Consider the following 20,244-nt stretch of genomic DNA (forward strand, 5'->3'; position numbering starts at 1 on the left):
GAAGCGTTGTTTAAGCGTTGACGGTGCCTTTTTTTCTTGACTTAGTTTTTTGGTTTAAAGGTATTTTGACGAAGTGTATGGAATGACATAAGTGGTTTTATTATAAAAAATCAGGAGGTTACTCATGGGCAGATTAGTGCATTTTGAAATTCATGTGGATGATATGGAGCGGGCAATGAAGTTTTACGGTGAGGTGTTTGGCTGGTCATTTCAAGATTGGAGTGAATTTGCCGGAATGCCTTATTATGGTGCAGTGACTGGGGACGACAAAGATATGGGAATCAATGGGGCACTCATGCAGCGTCAGAGCCCGCCGCCTGAACCGAATCAAGCATTAAATGGATTTACTTGTACGATGGGTGTTGAAAGCTATGATGAAACAGAAGCAAAGATTTTGGAGCAAGGCGGAAAAGTGGCGATGCCAAAGTACGCACTGCCAGGTATGGCTTGGCAAGGATACTACATAGATACAGAAGGTAATATTTTCGGCATTCATCAGCCTGATGAGAATGCCAAATAATGAAAAACACGATAAAGACAGCATCATTAAATATGGTGCTGTCTTTTCTTGTTTGTCGGAAATCATGTTAGTGGTGAGTGATTGCTGTTAGTCACTTGAAAACATGGCTAATGTGAAATTATTGAAATTAACGTGAATATATATTTGAGCGTTTTCCCCAAACGCACATTCACATAAAAATGTCTTTCTTAGGAACACCCCTCCTTCACTACATCTCCTCTGGTAGATAAGCTCTTTTTTCCCGAATTAATATCCAAACTACATACCCTTAGTTAAAAAAGTATAGACGATGTTAAAAAAGTGCTAATGATAGCGCTTTCAAACCTTCTTTTTTCGTAGCTATAATTACCTTGTAAGTACTTTTAAAGGGGGAACTAATGATGAAGAAAAGTAAATTTCTATCTCTGATGCTGGCTGTTGTCATGCTTATGCTTGTTGCAGCTGGTTGCAGTGACAGCAATAGCGAGGTAAGCGTGGGGATCGTCTTACCTACGAAAGATGAGCCAAGATGGGTGCAGGACGAGCAAAGATTTAAGGATGCTTTAAAAGGGACAGATTACACGACTGAGATCTTATTCAGCCAAGGATCTTCTGCAAAGGAAAAAGAAAACGTTGAAACATTGATCAACAAAGGAATCGATGTTCTTATCATCTGTCCGCAAGATGGGGATGCAGCAGCTGCAGCAGTAGAAGCAGCGAAAAAGGATGACATCACGGTTATCGCGTATGATCGTTTGATCACGAATACAGACGCAGTTGATTATTATGTAACGTTTGACAGCTTGGCAGTTGGTGCCGCGCAAGGGCAATACTTGATCGACAACGCTAAAGGATCTAACACACCGCTTTACCTTTATGCTGGAGCGGCTTCTGACAACAACGCATTTCTATTCTTTGAAGGAGCTTGGAAAGTTCTTCAACCTAAGATTGCTGACGGTACATTTAAGATCGCTAACTCTAGTGAAGCTGAAGCTTTAAAAGACAAAGCTGAACTTTCTCGCGATGAGCTGAGCAAGATTATCGGCCAAGTTACAACGAACTGGGATGCAAACGAAGCGAAGAACAAAGCTCAAACTCATTTGACGGCTGCTAAGGCAGACTTAAAAGGTGATGTTGCAATTCTTGCTCCAAACGATGGAACAGCTCGTTCGATCGCAGATGTGTTTGGTTCAGACAGCGCGGTTTCTAGCTACCTCGTAACAGGTCAGGATGCAGAGAAAGCTTCTATTCAATATGTCATTGATGGCAAACAATCGATGACTGTCTTTAAGGATGTTCGTACACTTGTTAAGGATGCAATGGGAATGGCAGTTGAGATCCTTGATGAGAAGAAGCCAGAAACAACAGGTTCTTATGACAATGGACACGTTGAAGTAAAAGCAAAACAAACGAACGTAATCGTTGTAAACAAAGACAACGTGAAGAAAGAACTTATCGATTCTGATTATTATAAAGCCGACGATTTTACAGGGCTTGAATAAGAAAATAGCAGGACGAGAAATAGTGATAGATTCTACGTCTATCACTATTTTTCACAATGAAGTCAGTGGAGTGGCTAATTGGAGGGATCATGATGAGCGGATATATTTTGGAGATGAACGAGATCTCCAAATCGTTTACCGGAGTGAAAGCGCTCAGCAATGTAAATTTTAAAGTAAGAAAAGGCGAGATACACTGCTTGATCGGAGAGAACGGAGCAGGGAAATCCACGCTTATGAAAGTACTGAGTGGTGTTTATCCTTATGGAACGTATGAAGGAGACATCGTGTTTGAAGGAAGTGTTCAGCAGTTCAATAAGATCAGTGACAGTGTTCAAACCGGTATCGTTATCATCTATCAGGAGCTAGCTTTGTTTCCGGATCTCACGGTTTATGAAAATATTTTTGTCGGTAACGAGGTTAAACGTGGAAACTTGGTGGATTGGAACCAGACAATTGCCGAGGCTAAGAAAATGCTGAAGCGGGTGGGGCTCGACGTGAATCCTGAAACACTCGTAAAGGACTTGAGTGTAGGAAAGCAGCAGTTGGTGGAAATCGCCAAAGCGTTAAGTAAAGACGTTAAGCTGCTTATTTTAGATGAACCGACCGCTGCACTGAATGAAGATGACAGTGAGAACTTGTTGAAACTTCTAGGTGAGCTGAAGAAACAGGGCATCACGAGTATTATGATTTCCCACAAACTGAAAGAAGTCATATCCATTGCCGACCAAGCGACGGTCCTGCGTGATGGCAAAACAATCTGTACGCTCGATGGTTACAACGGTGAAATCTCTGAAAACATGATCATCAAAAATATGGTCGGACGGGATATTGATGATATTTATCCGAAAAGACCCCATAAGAAGATCGGTGAAACGATACTAGAACTGAACAATTGGTCTGCGTATAGTTCTGAGCTTGCTAGACATGTTTTAAAAGATATCGATTTTCATGTAAAAAAAGGAGAAATCGTCGGAATTGCTGGACTTATGGGCTCTGGACGAACCGAGCTTGCACTGAGTGTGTTTGGTAATCCGAAAAATTACAAACTAGAAGGACAGCTTAAAGTCTCAGGTGTGAAAAAAACGTTCAAACATACAAGTGACGCGATTAAGTCAGGCATTGCTTACGTAACAGAAGACCGAAAAGGTGACGGGCTGTTTCTCATTCAAGATATTAAGAACAACATAACAGCTGCCAATCTTAACGAAGTCGCTGATAAAGGCATCATCAACGAGAATGAAGAGGTAAAAAGAGCAACAGAATACAAGCGGTCCATGTATATTAAAGCATCCTCACTAGAGCAAACGGTCGGTAACTTGAGTGGAGGAAATCAGCAGAAGGTATCGCTCGGAAAGTGGTTGTTCGTTGGGCCGAAGCTATTAATTCTGGATGAACCAACTCGTGGTATCGATGTAGGTGCCAAGTTTGAGATCTATACGATTATGAACAAATTAATCAGCGAGGGCATGAGTATCATCATGATTTCTTCTGAACTTGGTGAAGTACTCGGAATGAGTGATCGTGTCTACATTATGGCTGAAGGAAGAATGAAAGGTGAGCTGCCGATTGAAGAAGCCAATCAAGAAAACATCATGAAGCTTGCAACGCAATAGGGGGTTAATGCCATGGAATTTATCAATGAAGCAAGAACGTTAGTGAAAGAGAATATCCGTGATTATGGGATGTATATCGCTTTGTTTGTGATTATGCTTACCTTCTCCATCATGACGGATGGGCTGTTCATGTCATCTCGTAATATTAGTAATCTATTAGATTCTACTGGTTATATCGCTGTATTAGCAGTAGGAATGACACTCGTCATCGTTATTCGTCATATCGATCTATCAATAGGGTTCGCAGCAGGATTTCTTGGTGCGATCACGGCCATCCTTTTAACAAAGATGGGGCTGCCTATTTATGTGACGATTCCGGTGATCCTGCTGCTTGGAATCGTTATTGGTCTGTTTAACGGTTTGTTGATCGCAAAATACGCAATCCCATCGTTCGTTGCTACGCTTGCAGGGATGTTGATCTTCCGCGGTGCGCTATTACAAGTAACGGAGAAAACGGGAACGATTATTATCAAAGACGATGCGTTCAACGCGATCGGCAACGGATTTATTCCATCCCTTATGATCGTAAACGGTTTGCATCTTTTATCTCTAATCCTAGGTCTACTATCTATCTTAATTTATATTTATAGCGAGATCTCTACGCGCCGCAACAAGATTAAATATCAGTTCGAAGTTGTATCTAAAGGAATCTTTACGTTCAAACTCGTTTTTGTTTCAGCGATCATCGCCTATGTAACTTGGATTCTAGCAGGTTATAACGGCTTTTCTTGGACGGTTGTGATCATGCTTCTTGTCGTTGTGGCGTACCATTTCTTAACGACGAAAACGGTACTTGGCCGTCACATTTATGCAGTAGGAAGTAACCCAGAAGCTGCACATCTAAGCGGAATCAATGTAAATAAGATTACGTACATGGTGTTTGGTTCTATGGGAATGCTTGCTGCACTCTCTGGTATTCTATTTACTTCGCGTCTTCAATCGGCTACGACAACAGCAGGAACGCTTTTTGAGCTTGATGCCATCGCAGCAGCCTATGTGGGTGGTGTTTCTTCCGCGGGTGGTGTTGGAAAAGTAACGGGTGCCATCATCGGTGCCATTGTTATGGCTTCTTTATCAAGCGGGATGAACCTTCTTGGTGTTGGGGTTTCCATGCAGTACATGATTAGAGGTGGCGTGTTGGTTGCCGCTGTATTGTTTGATGTGATGACGCGTAAAAAGAGAGGATAGCCAAAATCGGAACAAAGTTTGTAAAAAAAGTGGAGACATCGTGCTAAAAGGTGTCTTCACTTTTTTAACTCTTAAACGCCTAACATATACCTATAATTGGTAATGAGGTTAGCGTCTGCATCAAGTTTCTTATGATAAAATAAGATTAGTAAATTTTCGGAAAAAAAAGGGGATACTTCACTTGCGCAAAGCTGGGATAATCTTTCTAAGTTTTATATGTATCTTCCTAAGTTATTTCACATTTTTAACGGCACAAAAAGCGTTTCGAACCGACTGGAAACTGCCTGCAGCTTCTACTCAGAAAGCAGATTCTTTTCGTATTGTTCTTATCACGCAAGAATTGGATACCCCTGGGATAAGGTTGGAAATGGTGCGGAACAACAAGCTCAAAAAAGCGGGGCAAGCCTTGAAGTATGGGGAAGCTACGGCAAGAACCAAGATGATTTTTTAAAGAAGCTCGAGGTTGCTATTCAGTCAAAAGTAGATGGCATCATCGTGCAAGGACTTGATACAGATCGTTTTAAAGAATTGACGAAAGTAAAAGCGGCCTTTTATGGCATTCCTATCGTTACGGTTGGAAATGACGTACCTAAAACAGAAAGTCTTCGGAAAACATATGTTGGGTCAAATCAGCACTTAGCAGGAATGATGATCGCTAAACTCATGTTGTCTGACATGGGACAAGTTGGGCAAGTTATTTTATTAAGTGATAGCCAAAAAGAGTACTATCAGGAAGAGCGGCTTTCAGGCATTAAAGAGGTGCTTCAAAGCTTCCCGAACATAAAGACGATTTATGCAGAAACACCTGAGACGAGAGAGCAAGTTATTGCAAAAACAAGAGACCTTTTGAATCAGTATCCCGATGCGGATGGATTTATTGCCGTGAACGCCAATACGGCAGGAGCTATGATTCAGGAGATTGGTAGACGCGGACAGGTAGAGCCTTATTTTATTTATTCTTTTGATGATGGATCAGAATCGATGACCTTGCTTAACCAAAAAAAGTTGGATGGTGTGATTGAGCAGTCACCCGAGATGATGGGAAGAAAAAGCGTGGATGTTTTGATGCAATGGCTGAAGAACGAAACCGTTCCTCTTGATGCGGATGGTTATTCCAGTGAAATTCGAATGATAAAGGCGATGGACGAGAGATGAACAGAATACAGAAAAAAATATGGATGCTTGCATCAGTCGTTCTGATCATCATGGCCATTATTTGGATAGCGCTTACATACTATAATCAGAAAACGCAAAATCAATACAATGACATCTTACAACGTTATTTAAGCATGAATGAAGTGACGAGTACGAGTCAAAAAGTGGTTACAGACCTTAATAACTACTTGCTTGAACCGTCAGAGAAACATTTGGATAACCTTGATAAAAGCAAAGATAAACTTAACATGGCGAAATTGGAAATCGGAAAACTAAGAAACTCAGAAAATGAATTTGCACTCATGAATTATATGAATCTTATTGATAGTTTAATTGAAACAACAGATCGTTCTCTGATGTTCTATGCGGAATCTGACACCGAGACATCAAACAAAGAATTTACAGAAGCGACGCGTCTTTCCAAATATATATCAGAAATGACGCTTACATTGATCGACACAGAGCTGAAGACTTACGACGTTTTTTATCGAGGCATCATCGATCAGTCTGCTGAATTTAAGAAACTAGGAATCTGGCTGATGCTTCTGATCACACTGCTGTTACTCGTGATTACGTATTGGTTTAGTTTAAGTATCACAAGACCGGTGCAGCAGTTAACACGTGCAGCGAACGAGCTGTCTGCAGGAAAGTTTGACAAAGAGATCAAAGTTGATTCAAATGATGAGATCTCATTTCTAGCTCAAACCTTTAACCGAATGCGCATCAATATCAATAATTTGTTTCAGGAAATACAGCAGAATGCGCAGCTAGAGCATGAACTTCAGCAAAGCAAGCTTCTATTGCAAGAGAGTCAGCTTAAGAATCTGCAAAGCCAGATCAACCCGCACTTTCTATTTAATACGCTTAATACCCTATCGAAAAAGGCTTATTTGGAAGGATCAGAAGAAACGAGTGATCTACTTGTAAGTGTGGCTGGTCTATTGAGATACAACTTAAAGTGGTTAGACAAATCCGTTACGCTTCAAGATGAAGTGATGGTGATTCAGCAATATATGAACATTCAAAAAGCAAGGTTTACTGACCGGCTGACGTTGAACCTCGAAATGGATCAGTCCTGTTTAGATGTTCAGATTCCTGGCTTAACTCTGCAGCCGATTATTGAGAACGCCGTGATCTATGCGGTTGAGCCAAGAGAAGATGGCGGACAGATCTGGCTACGAATTAAAGATGACGATAACATGGTGAGAATAGAAGTGGAAGACGACGGACCTGGAATACCTGAGAATATCAGGTTGCAGATCTTAGACGGAGAACTAGTTGAGACAAACAGTACTTCAACAGGTATCGGGTTTACCAATGTTGTGAAGCGGCTACAGCTTTTTTATGGAATGGAAAACTTGATGGATATTCAAAGTGATATTGGAATAGGTACGACGGTGGTAATAAGAATTCCTAAGACGAGGGGGAGTGAACAGCATGCTCAAACTCTTGATCGTTGATGACGAGCAGATTGAACGAGATGGGCTGCAAGTTATTCTGCAGAAGGCATTTCCTGATCTCGAGATTCATCAAGCGAGAAATGGGAAAGTCGCAGTTCAAGTTGCGGCGGAAGTAAAGCCTGACTTAGTGATGATGGATATTCAGATGCCAGGAATGAACGGACTAGAAGCGATTCAGCAGATTACATCTACAGATCCTTTTATTAAGTTTGTGATGATTACGGCTTTTGATATGTTTGATTATGCTCGTCAGGCGATCAAATTAGGAGTGAAGGATTACTTATTAAAGCCGAGCAGAGTGAGTGAGATTGAGGAGACGGTCGGGAAAGTCTTAATGGAAATTGCAGAAGAGCGCAGATCTCTCAAGGTTTTGGAAAGTACGTTACCGCTCGTGGAAACAGATGTTGTCACGCAGCTGTTGTTTGATCATGTACATGACGGCCATCTGGATATGCTTGTTGATATGCTCGATATCTCTTCCACTCATGAACCATTCGTGATGAGTATTCTACTTCCACAAGGAGAAGAAAACCTTTATTCGTTGATCAAAGAAAAGGTCAGGAAATCGGCGAGTGGATGGGTTGGTGCCTTGTATGGTCGGCAGCTTCCTATTATCGTCTTTCGTAAACCTGGTTCTTCGTTTCGTTCTCAAGCGATTTCTCTCGCAAAAGATATTCTCTCACTGAGAAAAGCAAGGTCTGATGATGGGTGGTTTATAGGGATCGGAAATGTGTGTCATTCTTTAGATCAAGTTCGGCAGTCCTATCAAGAATCACTTATTGCCACGATGGATTCCTCCTTGCCTGTTAAATATCGCTTTTATCATGATGTTCCAGTGCTTGGGAGTACAGAGGACAGACCTAAATCCAAACAGCGAGAAAAACAGTTTTTAGATGAGATCAGGTTAGGAAAGTGGGATGAAGTTCTAAAGAATGTATTGAGTCTCATCCAACGTTGCGAGAACGAAGGGACAGATCCACTCCAAACGCAGCAGCGTGTTCTTGAACTGCTCTGGGTCGCTGCAAGAGTGATGAACGAAATGGGAATGGAGACTGAAACGCCTTTCTTTTCTTATCAAACTCAAGACTACCGTCAGCTTCGTTCTGAATCTGAACATCTATTCAAACAGATGCGGACTTCATATGAAGAACATTATGACAAGCTTGAAGCCGATACGATTCATCAGATTAAACAATATATCGTTAAGCATTCTCATGAAGACATCTCTCTTGAGGCGTTAGGAAGAAAAGTAGGTTTAAGTCCGATCTATATTAGTAAGATGTTTAAAGAAAAGCTGGGAATCAACTATATTGATTTTCTGACAGAATGCAGAATCGAAAAGGCGAAGAAACTGATGGCAGATCCAGAAAAAAGCTTAAAAGAAATCACGTTTGAGGTCGGATATCACGAACCTAACTATTTCAGCAAAGTGTTCAAAAAAATGGTTGCGCTTTCACCTACAGAATATCGCAGGACTGTTCTTGGTAAAAAAGGATGAAGGTACGTAAAGGAGCATCATTCATGAGAAGATTCTTAAATCGTTTATGCTTTGTCCTGTTATTCATAGCCATGATATGTGCTTCAGGGTGCGATAAAGACATTACGAGCGATGAGACACTTGGAAAAGCGATTCCTTCTAAAAGTGAAAAGACGGGCAGCGGGTCAGTAAACGAGGAAAAGATTAAGATTGGCTTTTCCATGGATACTTTGTTAGAAGAACGTTGGCTTAAAGACAAAGAGCTCTTCAAAAAAGCTGTAGAGAATTTAGGGGCGGAAGTAGAAATTCTTGCTGCTAACGGTGATGACTCTCTGCAGATTGCACAAGCTGAAACGCTCATTCAGAACAAGGTCGACCTTCTTGTCGTTGTTCCTCATAATGCTGAAGCTATGGCGGCGATCGTCAAGAAAGCCCATTCAGCAGGCATTAAAGTGATGGCATACGACCGTCTAGTCAAAAATGCTGACCTCGACATGTACGTATCGTTTGACAACGAAAAGGTAGGCGAGCTACAAGCTCGAGCGATAACAAAGCTCGTTCCGAATGGAAAATACGTGTATATAGGAGGAGCTGAAACAGATAACAATGCTCACCTGTTTAAAAAAGGTGTGTTCCGAGTTCTTCAGCCATTCATTGATAAAGGGGTTATCACGGTCGTATACGATCAATGGTCCAAAGACTGGACGCCTGCTAATGCGTTTATAAATATGGAGTCGGCACTGAAAGCTAACAACAATGAGATACATGCTGTAATTGCAGCGAACGATGCTACTGCGGGTGGTGTCATACAAGCGCTTGAAGCAAAAGGGCTCGCAGGAAAGATTCCGGTAGCCGGACAAGATGCGGAGCTTGCTGGCGTGCAGCGGATCGTGCGGGGAACTCAAGTGATGACGGTGTATAAACCGATTCAGGCTTTATCAGAAAAAGCAGCAGAATTGGCAGTGAAGATGGCAAAAGGTAAAACAGTAAAAACAGAACGAAAGATAAACAACGGTAAAATAGAGGTTCCTTCTGTTTTGTTGTCTCCGATCGCGGTTGATAAGGGAAATATAGACAAAACAATTATCAAAGACGGATTCCATTCTAAAAGTGATGTGTATCAGAATCAGCAATAAACCAGTCTCCGTGATCACCATCTGACGCGGGGCTTTTTTTGTTAAAGAAATGATTGTGTCATTTCCGATAGGTGCCCATAACATGGTAGAAAACTGTATCTAACAAGGAGCATGTTATGTATAACCATTACAATTATAGAGTAACCCCGAGTGTTGTTGCGTTCGCTAAGGGAGATGTGACTGGAGACCGTGTACCTGACGATGTATATCTAACGGGTACGAAGAGTCAGGATAGCCCATTTATTGAGAACATTACGCTTTTTGTGAAGAATGGGAGAACAGGTGCGCAGACAAGAGTGCCTCTTTCTGACAATGCTGGCTACAACCCCACTTTGTTTTTAGGAGATTTTACAGGTAACGGGGTTTCAGACGTGTTGGTCAGCATCAATTCTGGAGGCAGCGGAGGATTCATGTATCATTATGTGTATTCGTTTATAGGGAATACACCGCAAGAGATGTTTAATTTCAACGCTTACAATGCTGCTTATGAATATGATGTGATTTATGAGGATAACTACAAAGTTCGAGTTGTAAGTAAGCGTAATAAGAAAACGTATATCATTGATCTATCAAAACGAGACAAAGAGTATTTAAATGAAATATATGATGTGAACGGAAAGCTGAAGAAACCAATTACCGGCTTTGTGAATCCATTAAGCGGTCTATATCCAATCGATTTTGATTCCGACGGAGTTTACGAGCTTTCTGCTTATCAAAAGATCGCAGGGTTATATAACGCAGATACTTTAGGGTATGTGGTGAACACGCTAGGATGGAAGAATAATGGATTTGTTCTTCAGAATCAATACGTAGCGATTTCTGGAACATAAAAAAAGAGGTCTAGCCTTCTCTATAAGGCTAGATCTCTTTTTGCTTATGCGTTCATGCTATAGATGGTCCATGATAAGTAGGTAGCAAACGAACTCCAGAGAAGATAAGGGATGAGCAGCCATCCTGAAACTTTTCTTAAACGACCGGCATAGATGACTAAAAGTAAAGTCGTTACCGCAATCAATAGTGCGTCGATGCTCGCTGCGAATAAATCTTTTTGTGTAAATTGAAAATAACCGAAAGCTTGGTTGAATACATAGTTGATCGCAAAAAGAATCCAAAAGCCAATGGGTTTAAAACCATATTGATTGTAGATAAGAGTTGCGGATAGAGCAATTAAAAAGAACAAAACTGCCCAAATAATACCGATTGTTTGTCCTGATGGAGTCCATGATGGCTTGTTCAGTGCATCATACCACTCACGGTCGATTGGAAAGAGAAAACTGGAAACATAGAACAGGGCAAAGATAATGATAAAGACGGCAATACTGGATTTTTTCATGCGTTACCTCCTGGGTTGTAGTGGAAATCGTGCAAGCAATTGTCTATATTTCTTAGAAGTATACTGTTCCCTTTTTAAATTATTCTTAAAACCATAAGCGTATTTTTTGCATTTGAAAACAGAGGGTATTATTATAATAGTTACTTTAAAAAAGAAAGTTATTACTTAGTTTTTCCTTAGGATGTTCTTATAAGTGGTTGATTTCCGCTTCAGGCTGCTCGCTTTCCGCGGGGCGGACGGTGAGCCTCTCTGCGCTACGCGCCATTGAGTGTCTCACCTGCCCACTCGTCCCGCAGGAGTCTCACACCTTTCACTCCAATCAACTTGCAAGGAGAAGGAAAATAGTAATAACAGAATTATCTTGTAAAAAAAAACAAAAAAGCTAAATAAAATAAAGAGGTGGAAGACAAACATGATGAATAAAAAATATGCACCATTGTTTGAATCTTATCGTTTTCAGAACGGTGTTGAACTTAAGAACCGTGTTGTTATGGCACCGATGACGAATTTTTCGTCAAACGAAGATGGAACTGTAACAGATGAAGAAATTCACTATTACGAGCGTCGTTCTGAAGGTGTTGGAATGGTTATTACAGCTTGTACGAATGTTACGGCTAACGGCAAAGGATTCCCAGGAGAGTTCGCTGGAGATTCGGATGACATGATTCCAAGTCTTCGCCGCTTAGCTTCTGCCATAAAAGCAAAAGGATCAAAAGCGATTCTACAAATTTTCCATGGTGGTCGCGAAGTGCCACCTGAACTTGTTCCAAACGGAGATGTTGTGAGTGCGAGCGATATCCCTTCAGGTGAGGGGAAACCTGTGCCACGCGAACTGACTTCAGAAGAAGTATCTTCTATCGTTCGTGATTTTGGTGAGACCACTCGACGAGCGATTGAAGCAGGTTTTGACGGTGTTGAGATCCACGGTGCGAACGGCTATCTGATTCAGCAGTTCTTTTCTCCACACGCGAATCGCCGTGAAGATCAATGGGGCGGCTCATTAGAAAAACGTATGGCGTTTCCTTTAGCGGTTGTAGATTCAGTGAAAAAAGCAGTTGCTGAATATGCAGATGACTCATTCATCGTAGGCTACCGCTTCTCACCAGAAGAACCTGAAACACCAGGAATTACGATGGCTGATACGTTAGCACTCGTCGATGCACTTAGTGCTAAGAAATTAGACTATCTTCACGTCTCGGTAATGGATTTCTGGTCTGAACCTAGACGAGGAGTTGAAGATACACGTTCACGCATTGAGATTATTAACGAAAGAGTAGGCGACCGTGTACCTGTTATGGGAGTAGGTTCCATCTATACAGCAGATGATGCGATCAAAGCTTTAGAAACAGGAGTTCCATTTATTGCTTTAGGGCGTGAACTGATCATTGATCCAGACTGGGTACAAAAGATCGAACAAGGCAAAGAGTCTGAGATCGTAACGAAACTTGATAAAAAGAAGCAAGATGAACTTGTCGTACCAGATCCGTTGTGGAACGCAGTCTTGAACGCACCAGGATGGTTTCCGGGAGTTTAATAAAAGATAAGAAAAAGCAGGAGCTGATCCTGCTTTTTTGTTTGTAAACACAACAAAGTTTACTTTCAGCAGGTGTGGGAAGAGATAGAGTAGACATACGACTGGGAGGCAGATTGAATGAGTAAAACTATTTTTATAACAGGCGCAGGAAGTGGATTAGGAAAAGGTACTGCAATCGGACTCGCTAAAAAAGGGCACGCAATCATCGCCACAACTGAAACGACATCACAAAAAACAGCGCTTTTAGAAGAATCTAAGGATCTAGGTCTTGATATAGAGGTGTTCAAACTTGATATTACAAATGAACGAGATTTGGAACAAATAGAGAAATATGACTTTGATATATTTGTAGCAAATGCAGCGATCAATGAGGGTGGCCCATTAGCCGAAGTTCCGATGGACCGCGTTCGTGCACTATTTGAGGTTAACGTATTTGCCACGCTAGAATCCGTTCAGCTAGCAGCGAAAAAATTCGTCGAGAAGCGAAGCGGGAAAATTATCTTTTTAAGTTCAATGGCAGGTATATCAGCAACACCGTATGTTGGCCCGTATACGGCAACAAAGCATGCGATTGAAGGAATTGCTCAAACGATGCAGGCTGAACTTCAAAAGTTCGGTGTAAAAGTGGCAACCATCAATCCAGGTGCTTATGCAACAGGTTTCAATGATCGAAGTGCAGAAGAAAAATACAAATGGTATGATCCCGAAAAGAACTTTACAAGAAAAGAAGATATGAAGAAGCAAGAAGAGCAGCTGAAGAATCAATTTGATCCAGAGGACATGATCGAGAAAATGATTGAAATCATCCCGGCCGAGCAACACCATTTCCGTACTGTTCATCCACAGGAAGTAGAAGAACAGTTGAAGAAAACGGAGAAAGAACGTTGGGAACTGAAAATATAAAGCAATCCACAACTTCCGAGACCCTGATGAAAAGTCAGGGTTTTTTGAGTTTTGTTTAAGAAAATACTATAGTTAGATACATATATAAATGGGATAGTAGGGATGTTTGAAAATGAAAAAAATAATTGTTATCGGATCCGGAATCTTAGGAGCTTCTACCGCTTATCATCTTAGTAAATCTGACGCAGAGGTTCTATTAATTGATAGAAAAGATAGAGGACAAGCGACAGATGCAGCAGCTGGCATCGTGTGTCCGTGGTTATCCCAACGCCGTAACAAAGCTTGGTATCAGTTAGCAAAAGGCGGAGCGCGGTATTATCCTGAACTCATCAAGATGCTCGAGGAAGACGGTGAAACCGATACGGGTTACAAACGTGTAGGTACACTGAGCTTACATGCAGATTCTGAGAAACTTGAGAAAATGGCAGAACGAGCTCTGAAACGTAGAGAAGAAGCTCCGGAAATTGGAGAGATCACGATTCTTTCTCCGGAAGAAACGAAGAAACGCTTCCCGCCATTATCCGACGAATTCGGTTCGGTCTTTGTAAGTGGCGGTGCTCGTGTAAACGGAAGAGCGATGCGTGACGCTCTGTTGAAAGGAGCTAAGAAAAGCGGAGTGAAGATCCTTTGTGGAAATGCTGACCTGCTTCTTGAGGGAAGCAAGGTTTCTGGTGTTTCCGTTAGTGGTCAAACCATTCTCGCTGATCAAATCATCATAACAGCAGGAGCATGGTCGAATGAGATTTTAAAGCCACTTGGGATCAATTTTAAAGTAACTCCACAAAAAGCACAGATCATACACTTGGAGTTGCCAAAAATGGATACAGCTGATTGGCCCGTGGTGATGCCGCCTACAAACCAGTACATTCTCACTTTTGATGATCGCGTAGTTGTAGGAGCAACACATGAGGATGAGGCGGGTTTTGATAACCGAGTAACGGCAGGCGGTATTCATGACATACTTACAAAAGCCTTAGCTGTCGCACCTGGCCTGTCAGAAGGATCAATTCTTGAGACGAGAGTAGGCTTCCGACCGTTCACGCCAGGTTTTTTACCGGTGATCGGACCGCTTCCTAATTTTCCTAACATCTTGATCGCCAATGGCCTTGGTGCGTCAGGGCTAACAAGTGGGCCCTATTTAGGAGCTGAACTTGCGAAGCTTGCATTAGGAAAATCTACAGAACTAGATATATCCCACTATGATGTATCTGGTGCTATTGAATAATCGCTATGAAAAAAGACAACTTCCACATAAGTGAGTTGTCTTTTTATATGGTACTCCCAATTGGCTTTAAGCTGAAATACTCCAAGTACTCATTGACAGCATCTATATCATAGATTTTTTTGTTAATGAAGAATTTAAAGATTAAGTCGTTTGTATCGCTGTGAGATAGTGAATATCCTGCACTTTCCAGAAGTTCTTCTGTATCATCTTCGTCCAATTCCAAGCCAAGAGCCAGCGCAAGAATCGTATTTTTTCTTGGTCGATAATCTGATTTAGAGCGAATCTTAGAGAAGTGCTTTCGATCTAAGCCGGCTTTCTTATAAACATCTGCGTCGGTTACACCTTTTTCATCAATCAATTGAAAAAGTTTTTCCTGCAGCGTTGGCTTTTTGTTGTGATGAATAAACGCATCTAACTCAAAGCGGAGACTGTTTTCTTCTAAACATTCCTCCATCATTTTAGGAGATTGACAAACTTCTAATTCCATTATGAAATAATCATTCAGGTAGGTTTCTAATTCTAATAAAAGCTTTTGATCAAGCATATCCGATCACCTCCTAAAATGTCGCTTCACAGGCGACCAATTGCTGAATCTTTCTAGCTATGATTATAGCATGACAAATGTTAGGAGATGGTTAAAGGTGAACAAAAACGTAACAGAAATCGTATTTTTGCTTGATCGAAGTGGTTCGATGTCAGGGCTGGAGAAGGACACTATTGGAGGGTTTAACTCGTTCGTAAAAAGGCAAGTTGAGCGGAAGGGAAAAACACTTCTTACGACCGTTTTATTTGATGATCAGTATGAAATTCTATGGAGCGGTGTCCCTGCAGAACAAGTCCAGTTAACGAGGAAGGACTATTATGTACGCGGAACTACAGCGCTTTTGGATGCTGTAGGCAAAACCATATTGGATGTGGGTTACAAGCTATCACGCACTGAAGAAAACGATAGACCAGGTAAAGTGATCTTTGTTATTACGACAGATGGGATGGAAAACGCGAGTTCTGAATTCACACACGAAAAGGTAAAGAAGCTCATTGAACATCAGCAAGAGAAATACAATTGGGAATTTATTTTTATGGGTGCAAATATTGACGTTATAGCTGAAGCGCAAAATCTCGGTATTAAAGAAGAAGACGCGTTTAGTTTTGATGCTACCCAGGATGGTGTAGAAAATTTATACGCCATGATGAGCGAAGAGATCTTACAGCGAAGAAATAAATAACATAACTCTCAGACAGTTTCCTTATACAGGAGAGTGTCTTTTTTTATGTCATCATAAACAACATATTGCATATATTGGAAATATATAGTACATTACATATGTAACGCACTATAGTGGTAAGTTGGAGGTGAGGTACATTTGCTGCTAAATGCTGATAGTATGAAACCGATTTATGTTCAGATTTCAGAATGGCTTGAGAACGAGATTTTGAACGAATCGATTTCAGCAGATGAAAAAATATATTCGCAATACCAACTAGCTGAGATGTTTAATGTAAATCCAGCTACTGCCGGTAAAGGCATCAATTTGCTGGCTGATGATAACGTTCTTTATAAGAAAAGGGGATTGGGAATGTTTGTTGCGGCGGATGCAAGAAAAATTATCCTCGGTAAAAGAAAAAGTTCTAAGCTGCATTCACTTGTAACCGAGTTAGCGCAAGAAGCTGTACAGCTGCAAGTCGAAGAAGAAGAACTAGTAACGATGATCAGGGATATGCACCAAAGAATAAAGGAGGAGCAATCATGAATGTAGTGGTTTGTCATGACCTGACTAAACAATACGGACGATCCAAAGCAATTCAAAATATGAACTGCCAAATAGCAGAAAACAAGATTACCGGTTTGATCGGAAGGAACGGAGCAGGAAAAACAACATTATTAAAAATAATTGCTGGTTACCTTCATCATTCTTCGGGTGACATACAGGTTTTCTCTGAAAATCCGTTCAATAATTTAAAGATATCGGCCAATACAATCTTCATCGATAACGAGATGAGTTTCTCGCAAGGGTTAACATTAAATGAACTGCTTGAAACAGCAGGGAGTTTTTACCCAAATTGGAACCACGATTTAGCTTTAAAATTATTTGATTATTTTTCTTTTAACCCTAATCAATATCATGGAAATCTCTCAAAGGGGATGAAGAGTACATTTAATATGATCGTTGGTTTAGCTGCACGCTGCCCGCTCACAATCATGGATGAACCGACAAGCGGAATGGATTCTGCGACACGTAAGGATTTTTACCGAGCGTTATTAAAAGAATACATCGCCTATCCGAGAACGATCATCCTTTCTAGCCATCTATTAGATGAAGTAGAAGATCTGTTAGAAGAGGTACTACTCATTAAGTCTGGTGAAAAGTGTCTTCACTTATCCATCGATCAGTTAAAGGAGTACGCGATTGGCGTGAGAGGAAAGACGGTTAACGTGGAGACGTGGACAGAGAAGATGGAACTCATTTCTATGCAAGAGATCGGCGCAAATATGTCATACGCGGTCATAAGAAACGATCGTTCGATAAAAGAGTTAGAGGATGCTAGACAGTTAGGGTTAGAAGTCACGTCAGTTTCTGCAGAAGATATTTGCAGTTATCTAACAAGTAAAACAAAAGGTGGGATTGATGATGTATTTAGCAGAGGTTAAGGCTTGGGACATCGTAAAGAAACAATACCGTTATAAGCTAAAATCATACTTTGGTGTTTTTACATCGTTAATCGTGATCCAGCTGCTAGCGATTCTTTTTTCTTTTAATGGTACCGGGTCGGGAAGTGGCTCCTCTAATTCACTACAATATGATTTTTACTATTACACAAGTGATATCATCCTCATTTTTATGATGATTTGGGCGTTCATAACAGCCATTATCATAACAACGAGAGCGTATCGTTATGATGATTTTTCTTTGGTGACGAATCGTACCATCAGCCAAGTTTCAAACATTCTATTTCTTTTAACGGCTAGTATTTTTGCAGGCATAACGGTTTATCTTTCTACTCATCTCTTTCAAATCTTGGCGTTTTACTTCAAAGATAATTATTCAATCATCGTTGATTCATTAACGGTTACTGAATTCGTAATGGGAATGATTACTTCCATTCTTTATATTTTTCTGTTTGCTTGTGCAGGGTATCTTGTTGGTATTTTAATTCAGCTGCATAAAGGTTTCTTGTTAATTATTCCGACCGTCTTGTTTGGCGGCTTAATTTTGGATGGAATCGGTGGCGATCCTAGGTTCTTTGTAAATATAACTATGTTTTTTGGAGAAGAAACATCATTTATTCTGTTCTTTTGTAAAATTGCTCTCGTCTCGTCCATGTTGCTGCTGGCTAGCCTAGGAATTTCTAATAGAATGGAGGTAAGAAAATGATAATTATATCTTTCTTGCCAATTTTAATTGTGTTTATTATCGTCGCTTTTGGAATTGGAATCATGAGATCTAACACTAAAGTAAGCTTAGGAACAAGAAAAATTCGCTGGATCCTCGGGGGATATACATTTATTCTAGCGATTGCTACAGTTATTTCACTAAGCATCCTTCCCAACTACAAGAATGATCAAAAGGTAGCTACAGCAGCTGAAATGAACAAAATAGAAAACGCTCAAAACAGGGCAGTAAACAATTTGTATTCAGGAAATCTAGATGACCTTGATAAAGAATTTTTTGAAAAGAAGAAGTGGTCTTTCTCTACTGATAAAAAGTCGTTAGACATTGTTTTAAAAGAGGGAGAAACAGGTATCATGAGTGTTCTTGCAGAACGAAAGACCGAAAATGATGGTGAAATTGAAGCGTCTTACTATATAGGAAAATCTTATATTGATGGCGTAGATTTCACAGACAAATTACATTCGCCAGAGCTTTTATTGAATGGACAAAAGCTTACCGTAAATAACCCACCTTTAGTGACAGTTAGTTTCTCCAGGTTTTCACCAGGCTTTGCATACAGTCAGTTCTCTAAAGGAGGACACGTTACTCAAGAAAATCGCAGCTCTGTGATCGGGCTTGATTTTATTCTATTAAAAGTACCTAATGATATGGAAATTAATGGAGATATTATTTGGATAAACGAATAGAGGGGAGCTTGTTATGTTGGAAAACAAAAACACTTTAATCGATGCATACAAAAATGCAAAATATCAAGTAACCGGGCACGGAAAAAGAGATGTGTCTGTTCTGTTAGATTCTCTTTCAAATCAAACAGGGCAGGAAGAAAGTGATATGTATGGCAGCGGTCACATCATTGATAGCTTTCAAGAAAAGATGGCAGCTTATTTAGGAAAAGAATCTGCTGTATTTTTCCCGAGTGGGACGATGGCCCAACAGATCGCCATGCGCATTTGGTGTGATGAAAAGGGAGTACGGAAAGTTGCGTATCATCCCCTATGTCACTTGGAAATTCACGAAGAAGATGGTTTGAAAGAACTTCACCATATTGAACCCGTACTGCTTGCTGATGCTAATGAGATCATCAAGCTCGATGACGTGGTGAACATGATGGAGGACGTTTCTTGTTTATTATTGGAACTTCCTCAGCGAGAGATCGGCGGACAGCTGCCAACTTTTGAAGAATTACAGGGAATTTCTGATTACTGCAGAGAAAAAGGGATTAAACTTCATCTGGATGGAGCAAGATTGTTTGAAGTTCTCCCCTTTTATAAAAAGACAACAGCGGAAGTTTGTGCTCTTTTTGATAGTGTTTATGTTTCTTTCTACAAGGGAATTGGCGGAGTTGCTGGTGCAATCCTAGCAGGGCGAAAAGACTTTACTGAGAAATCAAAGGTTTGGAAAAGACGTCATGGCGGTGATTTGATCAGTCTTTATCCATATATCTTAAGCGCAGATTTCTATTTTGATCAGCGAGTTAAAAAAATGGAAGAGTATTATGAGGCTGCAAAGGAATTAGCAGCACTCTATAACGAGTGTGAAGGTGTACGCACCCTTCCGATAACGCCCGTTTCAAACATGTTCCATGTCCATGTTCAAGCACCAAAGGATGAAATGGAACGCATATTGGCAGACACTTATGGTGAAAGTGGAGTTGGATTAACAGGACATCTTCGCGAGAATGGTGAGAATTGTTGTTTCTTTGAAGTGAGTATAGGGGACAATTATTTGACAGTACCTAATAGTCATTTAAAACAGACGTTCACACTGCTGAATAAGAAGCTGAAGACAAGAACTTTAGTATAAATAATAATGGAGTAATTTAGGATA

General features: G+C 40.7%; 20 protein-coding genes. 18 read left to right on the plus strand and 2 right to left on the minus strand.

The window, feature by feature from the left end; translation table 11 throughout:
* The first annotated feature begins 124 nt into the window (after positions 1 to 124).
* The 9 genes from H9648_RS13965 to H9648_RS14005 all read left to right on the plus strand — a co-directional run bounded on the left by H9648_RS13965 (position 125) and on the right by H9648_RS14005 (position 10,860).
* Complete coding sequence (locus H9648_RS13965) at positions 125 to 520, plus strand: VOC family protein (protein ID WP_191754418.1); 396 nt, start codon at positions 125 to 127, stop codon at positions 518 to 520.
* A 377-nt stretch (positions 521 to 897) separates the two neighbouring features.
* A complete protein-coding gene (locus H9648_RS13970; protein ID WP_191754419.1) occupies positions 898 to 2,001 on the plus strand; it encodes a sugar ABC transporter substrate-binding protein in 1,104 nt (367 codons plus the stop codon).
* A gap of 92 nt (positions 2,002 to 2,093) precedes the next feature.
* Complete coding sequence (locus tag H9648_RS13975) at positions 2,094 to 3,614, plus strand: sugar ABC transporter ATP-binding protein (protein ID WP_191754420.1); 1,521 nt, start codon at positions 2,094 to 2,096, stop codon at positions 3,612 to 3,614.
* A gap of 12 nt (positions 3,615 to 3,626) precedes the next feature.
* A complete protein-coding gene (locus tag H9648_RS13980; RefSeq protein ID WP_191754421.1) occupies positions 3,627 to 4,802 on the plus strand; it encodes a sugar ABC transporter permease in 1,176 nt (391 codons plus the stop codon).
* 216 nt (positions 4,803 to 5,018) lie between these two features.
* Positions 5,019 to 5,957, plus strand: coding sequence for a sugar ABC transporter substrate-binding protein (locus tag H9648_RS13985; protein ID WP_318243535.1), 939 nt, complete (start codon positions 5,019 to 5,021; stop codon positions 5,955 to 5,957).
* Entirely contained in the window at positions 5,954 to 7,417 is a 1,464-nt protein-coding gene (locus tag H9648_RS13990) for a sensor histidine kinase (protein WP_191754422.1), read from the plus strand. Before H9648_RS13985 ends, H9648_RS13990 begins: the two co-directional genes overlap by 4 nt.
* Positions 7,395 to 8,915, plus strand: coding sequence for a response regulator (locus H9648_RS13995; protein ID WP_191754423.1), 1,521 nt, complete (start codon positions 7,395 to 7,397; stop codon positions 8,913 to 8,915). The genes H9648_RS13990 and H9648_RS13995 overlap by 23 nt, the downstream gene beginning before the upstream one ends.
* A 71-nt stretch (positions 8,916 to 8,986) precedes the next feature.
* Complete coding sequence (xylF, locus tag H9648_RS14000) at positions 8,987 to 10,030, plus strand: D-xylose ABC transporter substrate-binding protein (RefSeq protein ID WP_404825755.1); 1,044 nt, start codon at positions 8,987 to 8,989, stop codon at positions 10,028 to 10,030.
* Between the two features lie 116 nt (positions 10,031 to 10,146).
* On the plus strand, positions 10,147 to 10,860 hold the full coding sequence (locus tag H9648_RS14005) for a VCBS repeat-containing protein (protein ID WP_191754425.1): 714 nt from the start codon (positions 10,147 to 10,149) through the stop codon (positions 10,858 to 10,860).
* Positions 10,861 to 10,904: 44 nt separating this feature from the next.
* Here the strand turns inward: H9648_RS14005 and H9648_RS14010 are convergent, their stop codons facing one another.
* On the minus strand, positions 10,905 to 11,363 hold the full coding sequence (locus H9648_RS14010; RefSeq protein ID WP_191754426.1) for a TspO/MBR family protein: 459 nt from the start codon (positions 11,361 to 11,363) through the stop codon (positions 10,905 to 10,907).
* A gap of 412 nt (positions 11,364 to 11,775) precedes the next feature.
* On the opposite strand from H9648_RS14010, the gene H9648_RS14015 reads away from it, so the two are divergent.
* The 3 genes from H9648_RS14015 to H9648_RS14025 all read left to right on the plus strand — a co-directional run bounded on the left by H9648_RS14015 (position 11,776) and on the right by H9648_RS14025 (position 15,025).
* Positions 11,776 to 12,897, plus strand: a complete 1,122-nt coding sequence (locus H9648_RS14015) for an NADH-dependent flavin oxidoreductase (protein ID WP_191754427.1) — start codon at positions 11,776 to 11,778, stop codon at positions 12,895 to 12,897.
* Between the two features lie 117 nt (positions 12,898 to 13,014).
* Positions 13,015 to 13,800 (plus strand): SDR family oxidoreductase, encoded by a 786-nt coding sequence (locus H9648_RS14020; RefSeq protein WP_191754428.1) that lies wholly within the window; start codon positions 13,015 to 13,017, stop codon positions 13,798 to 13,800.
* Positions 13,801 to 13,912: 112 nt separating this feature from the next.
* Positions 13,913 to 15,025 (plus strand): NAD(P)/FAD-dependent oxidoreductase, encoded by a 1,113-nt coding sequence (locus H9648_RS14025; protein ID WP_191754429.1) that lies wholly within the window; start codon positions 13,913 to 13,915, stop codon positions 15,023 to 15,025.
* Positions 15,026 to 15,068: 43 nt separating this feature from the next.
* Here the strand turns inward: H9648_RS14025 and H9648_RS14030 are convergent, their stop codons facing one another.
* Positions 15,069 to 15,569: a hypothetical protein gene (locus H9648_RS14030; protein WP_191754430.1), complete on the minus strand. Its 501-nt coding sequence runs from the start codon at positions 15,567 to 15,569 to the stop codon at positions 15,069 to 15,071.
* A 97-nt stretch (positions 15,570 to 15,666) separates the two neighbouring features.
* Between H9648_RS14030 and H9648_RS14035 the strand changes: the two genes are divergently transcribed.
* From H9648_RS14035 to H9648_RS14060, 6 genes are all read left to right on the plus strand, one after another.
* Positions 15,667 to 16,251 (plus strand): vWA domain-containing protein, encoded by a 585-nt coding sequence (locus H9648_RS14035; RefSeq protein WP_191754431.1) that lies wholly within the window; start codon positions 15,667 to 15,669, stop codon positions 16,249 to 16,251.
* Positions 16,252 to 16,389: 138 nt separating this feature from the next.
* Complete coding sequence (locus H9648_RS14040) at positions 16,390 to 16,776, plus strand: GntR family transcriptional regulator (protein ID WP_191754432.1); 387 nt, start codon at positions 16,390 to 16,392, stop codon at positions 16,774 to 16,776.
* Positions 16,773 to 17,675: an ATP-binding cassette domain-containing protein gene (locus H9648_RS14045; RefSeq protein WP_191754433.1), complete on the plus strand. Its 903-nt coding sequence runs from the start codon at positions 16,773 to 16,775 to the stop codon at positions 17,673 to 17,675. Before H9648_RS14040 ends, H9648_RS14045 begins: the two co-directional genes overlap by 4 nt.
* Positions 17,653 to 18,399: a hypothetical protein gene (locus H9648_RS14050; protein ID WP_191754434.1), complete on the plus strand. Its 747-nt coding sequence runs from the start codon at positions 17,653 to 17,655 to the stop codon at positions 18,397 to 18,399. Before H9648_RS14045 ends, H9648_RS14050 begins: the two co-directional genes overlap by 23 nt.
* A complete protein-coding gene (locus H9648_RS14055) occupies positions 18,396 to 19,103 on the plus strand; it encodes a hypothetical protein (protein WP_191754435.1) in 708 nt (235 codons plus the stop codon). Before H9648_RS14050 ends, H9648_RS14055 begins: the two co-directional genes overlap by 4 nt.
* 16 nt (positions 19,104 to 19,119) lie before the next feature.
* Positions 19,120 to 20,220: a threonine aldolase family protein gene (locus H9648_RS14060; RefSeq protein WP_191754604.1), complete on the plus strand. Its 1,101-nt coding sequence runs from the start codon at positions 19,120 to 19,122 to the stop codon at positions 20,218 to 20,220.
* The last annotated feature ends 24 nt before the right edge of the window (positions 20,221 to 20,244 follow it).

This window comes from Fictibacillus norfolkensis (genome assembly GCF_014836645.1).
Lineage (GTDB): Bacteria > Bacillota > Bacilli > Bacillales > Fictibacillaceae > Fictibacillus > Fictibacillus norfolkensis.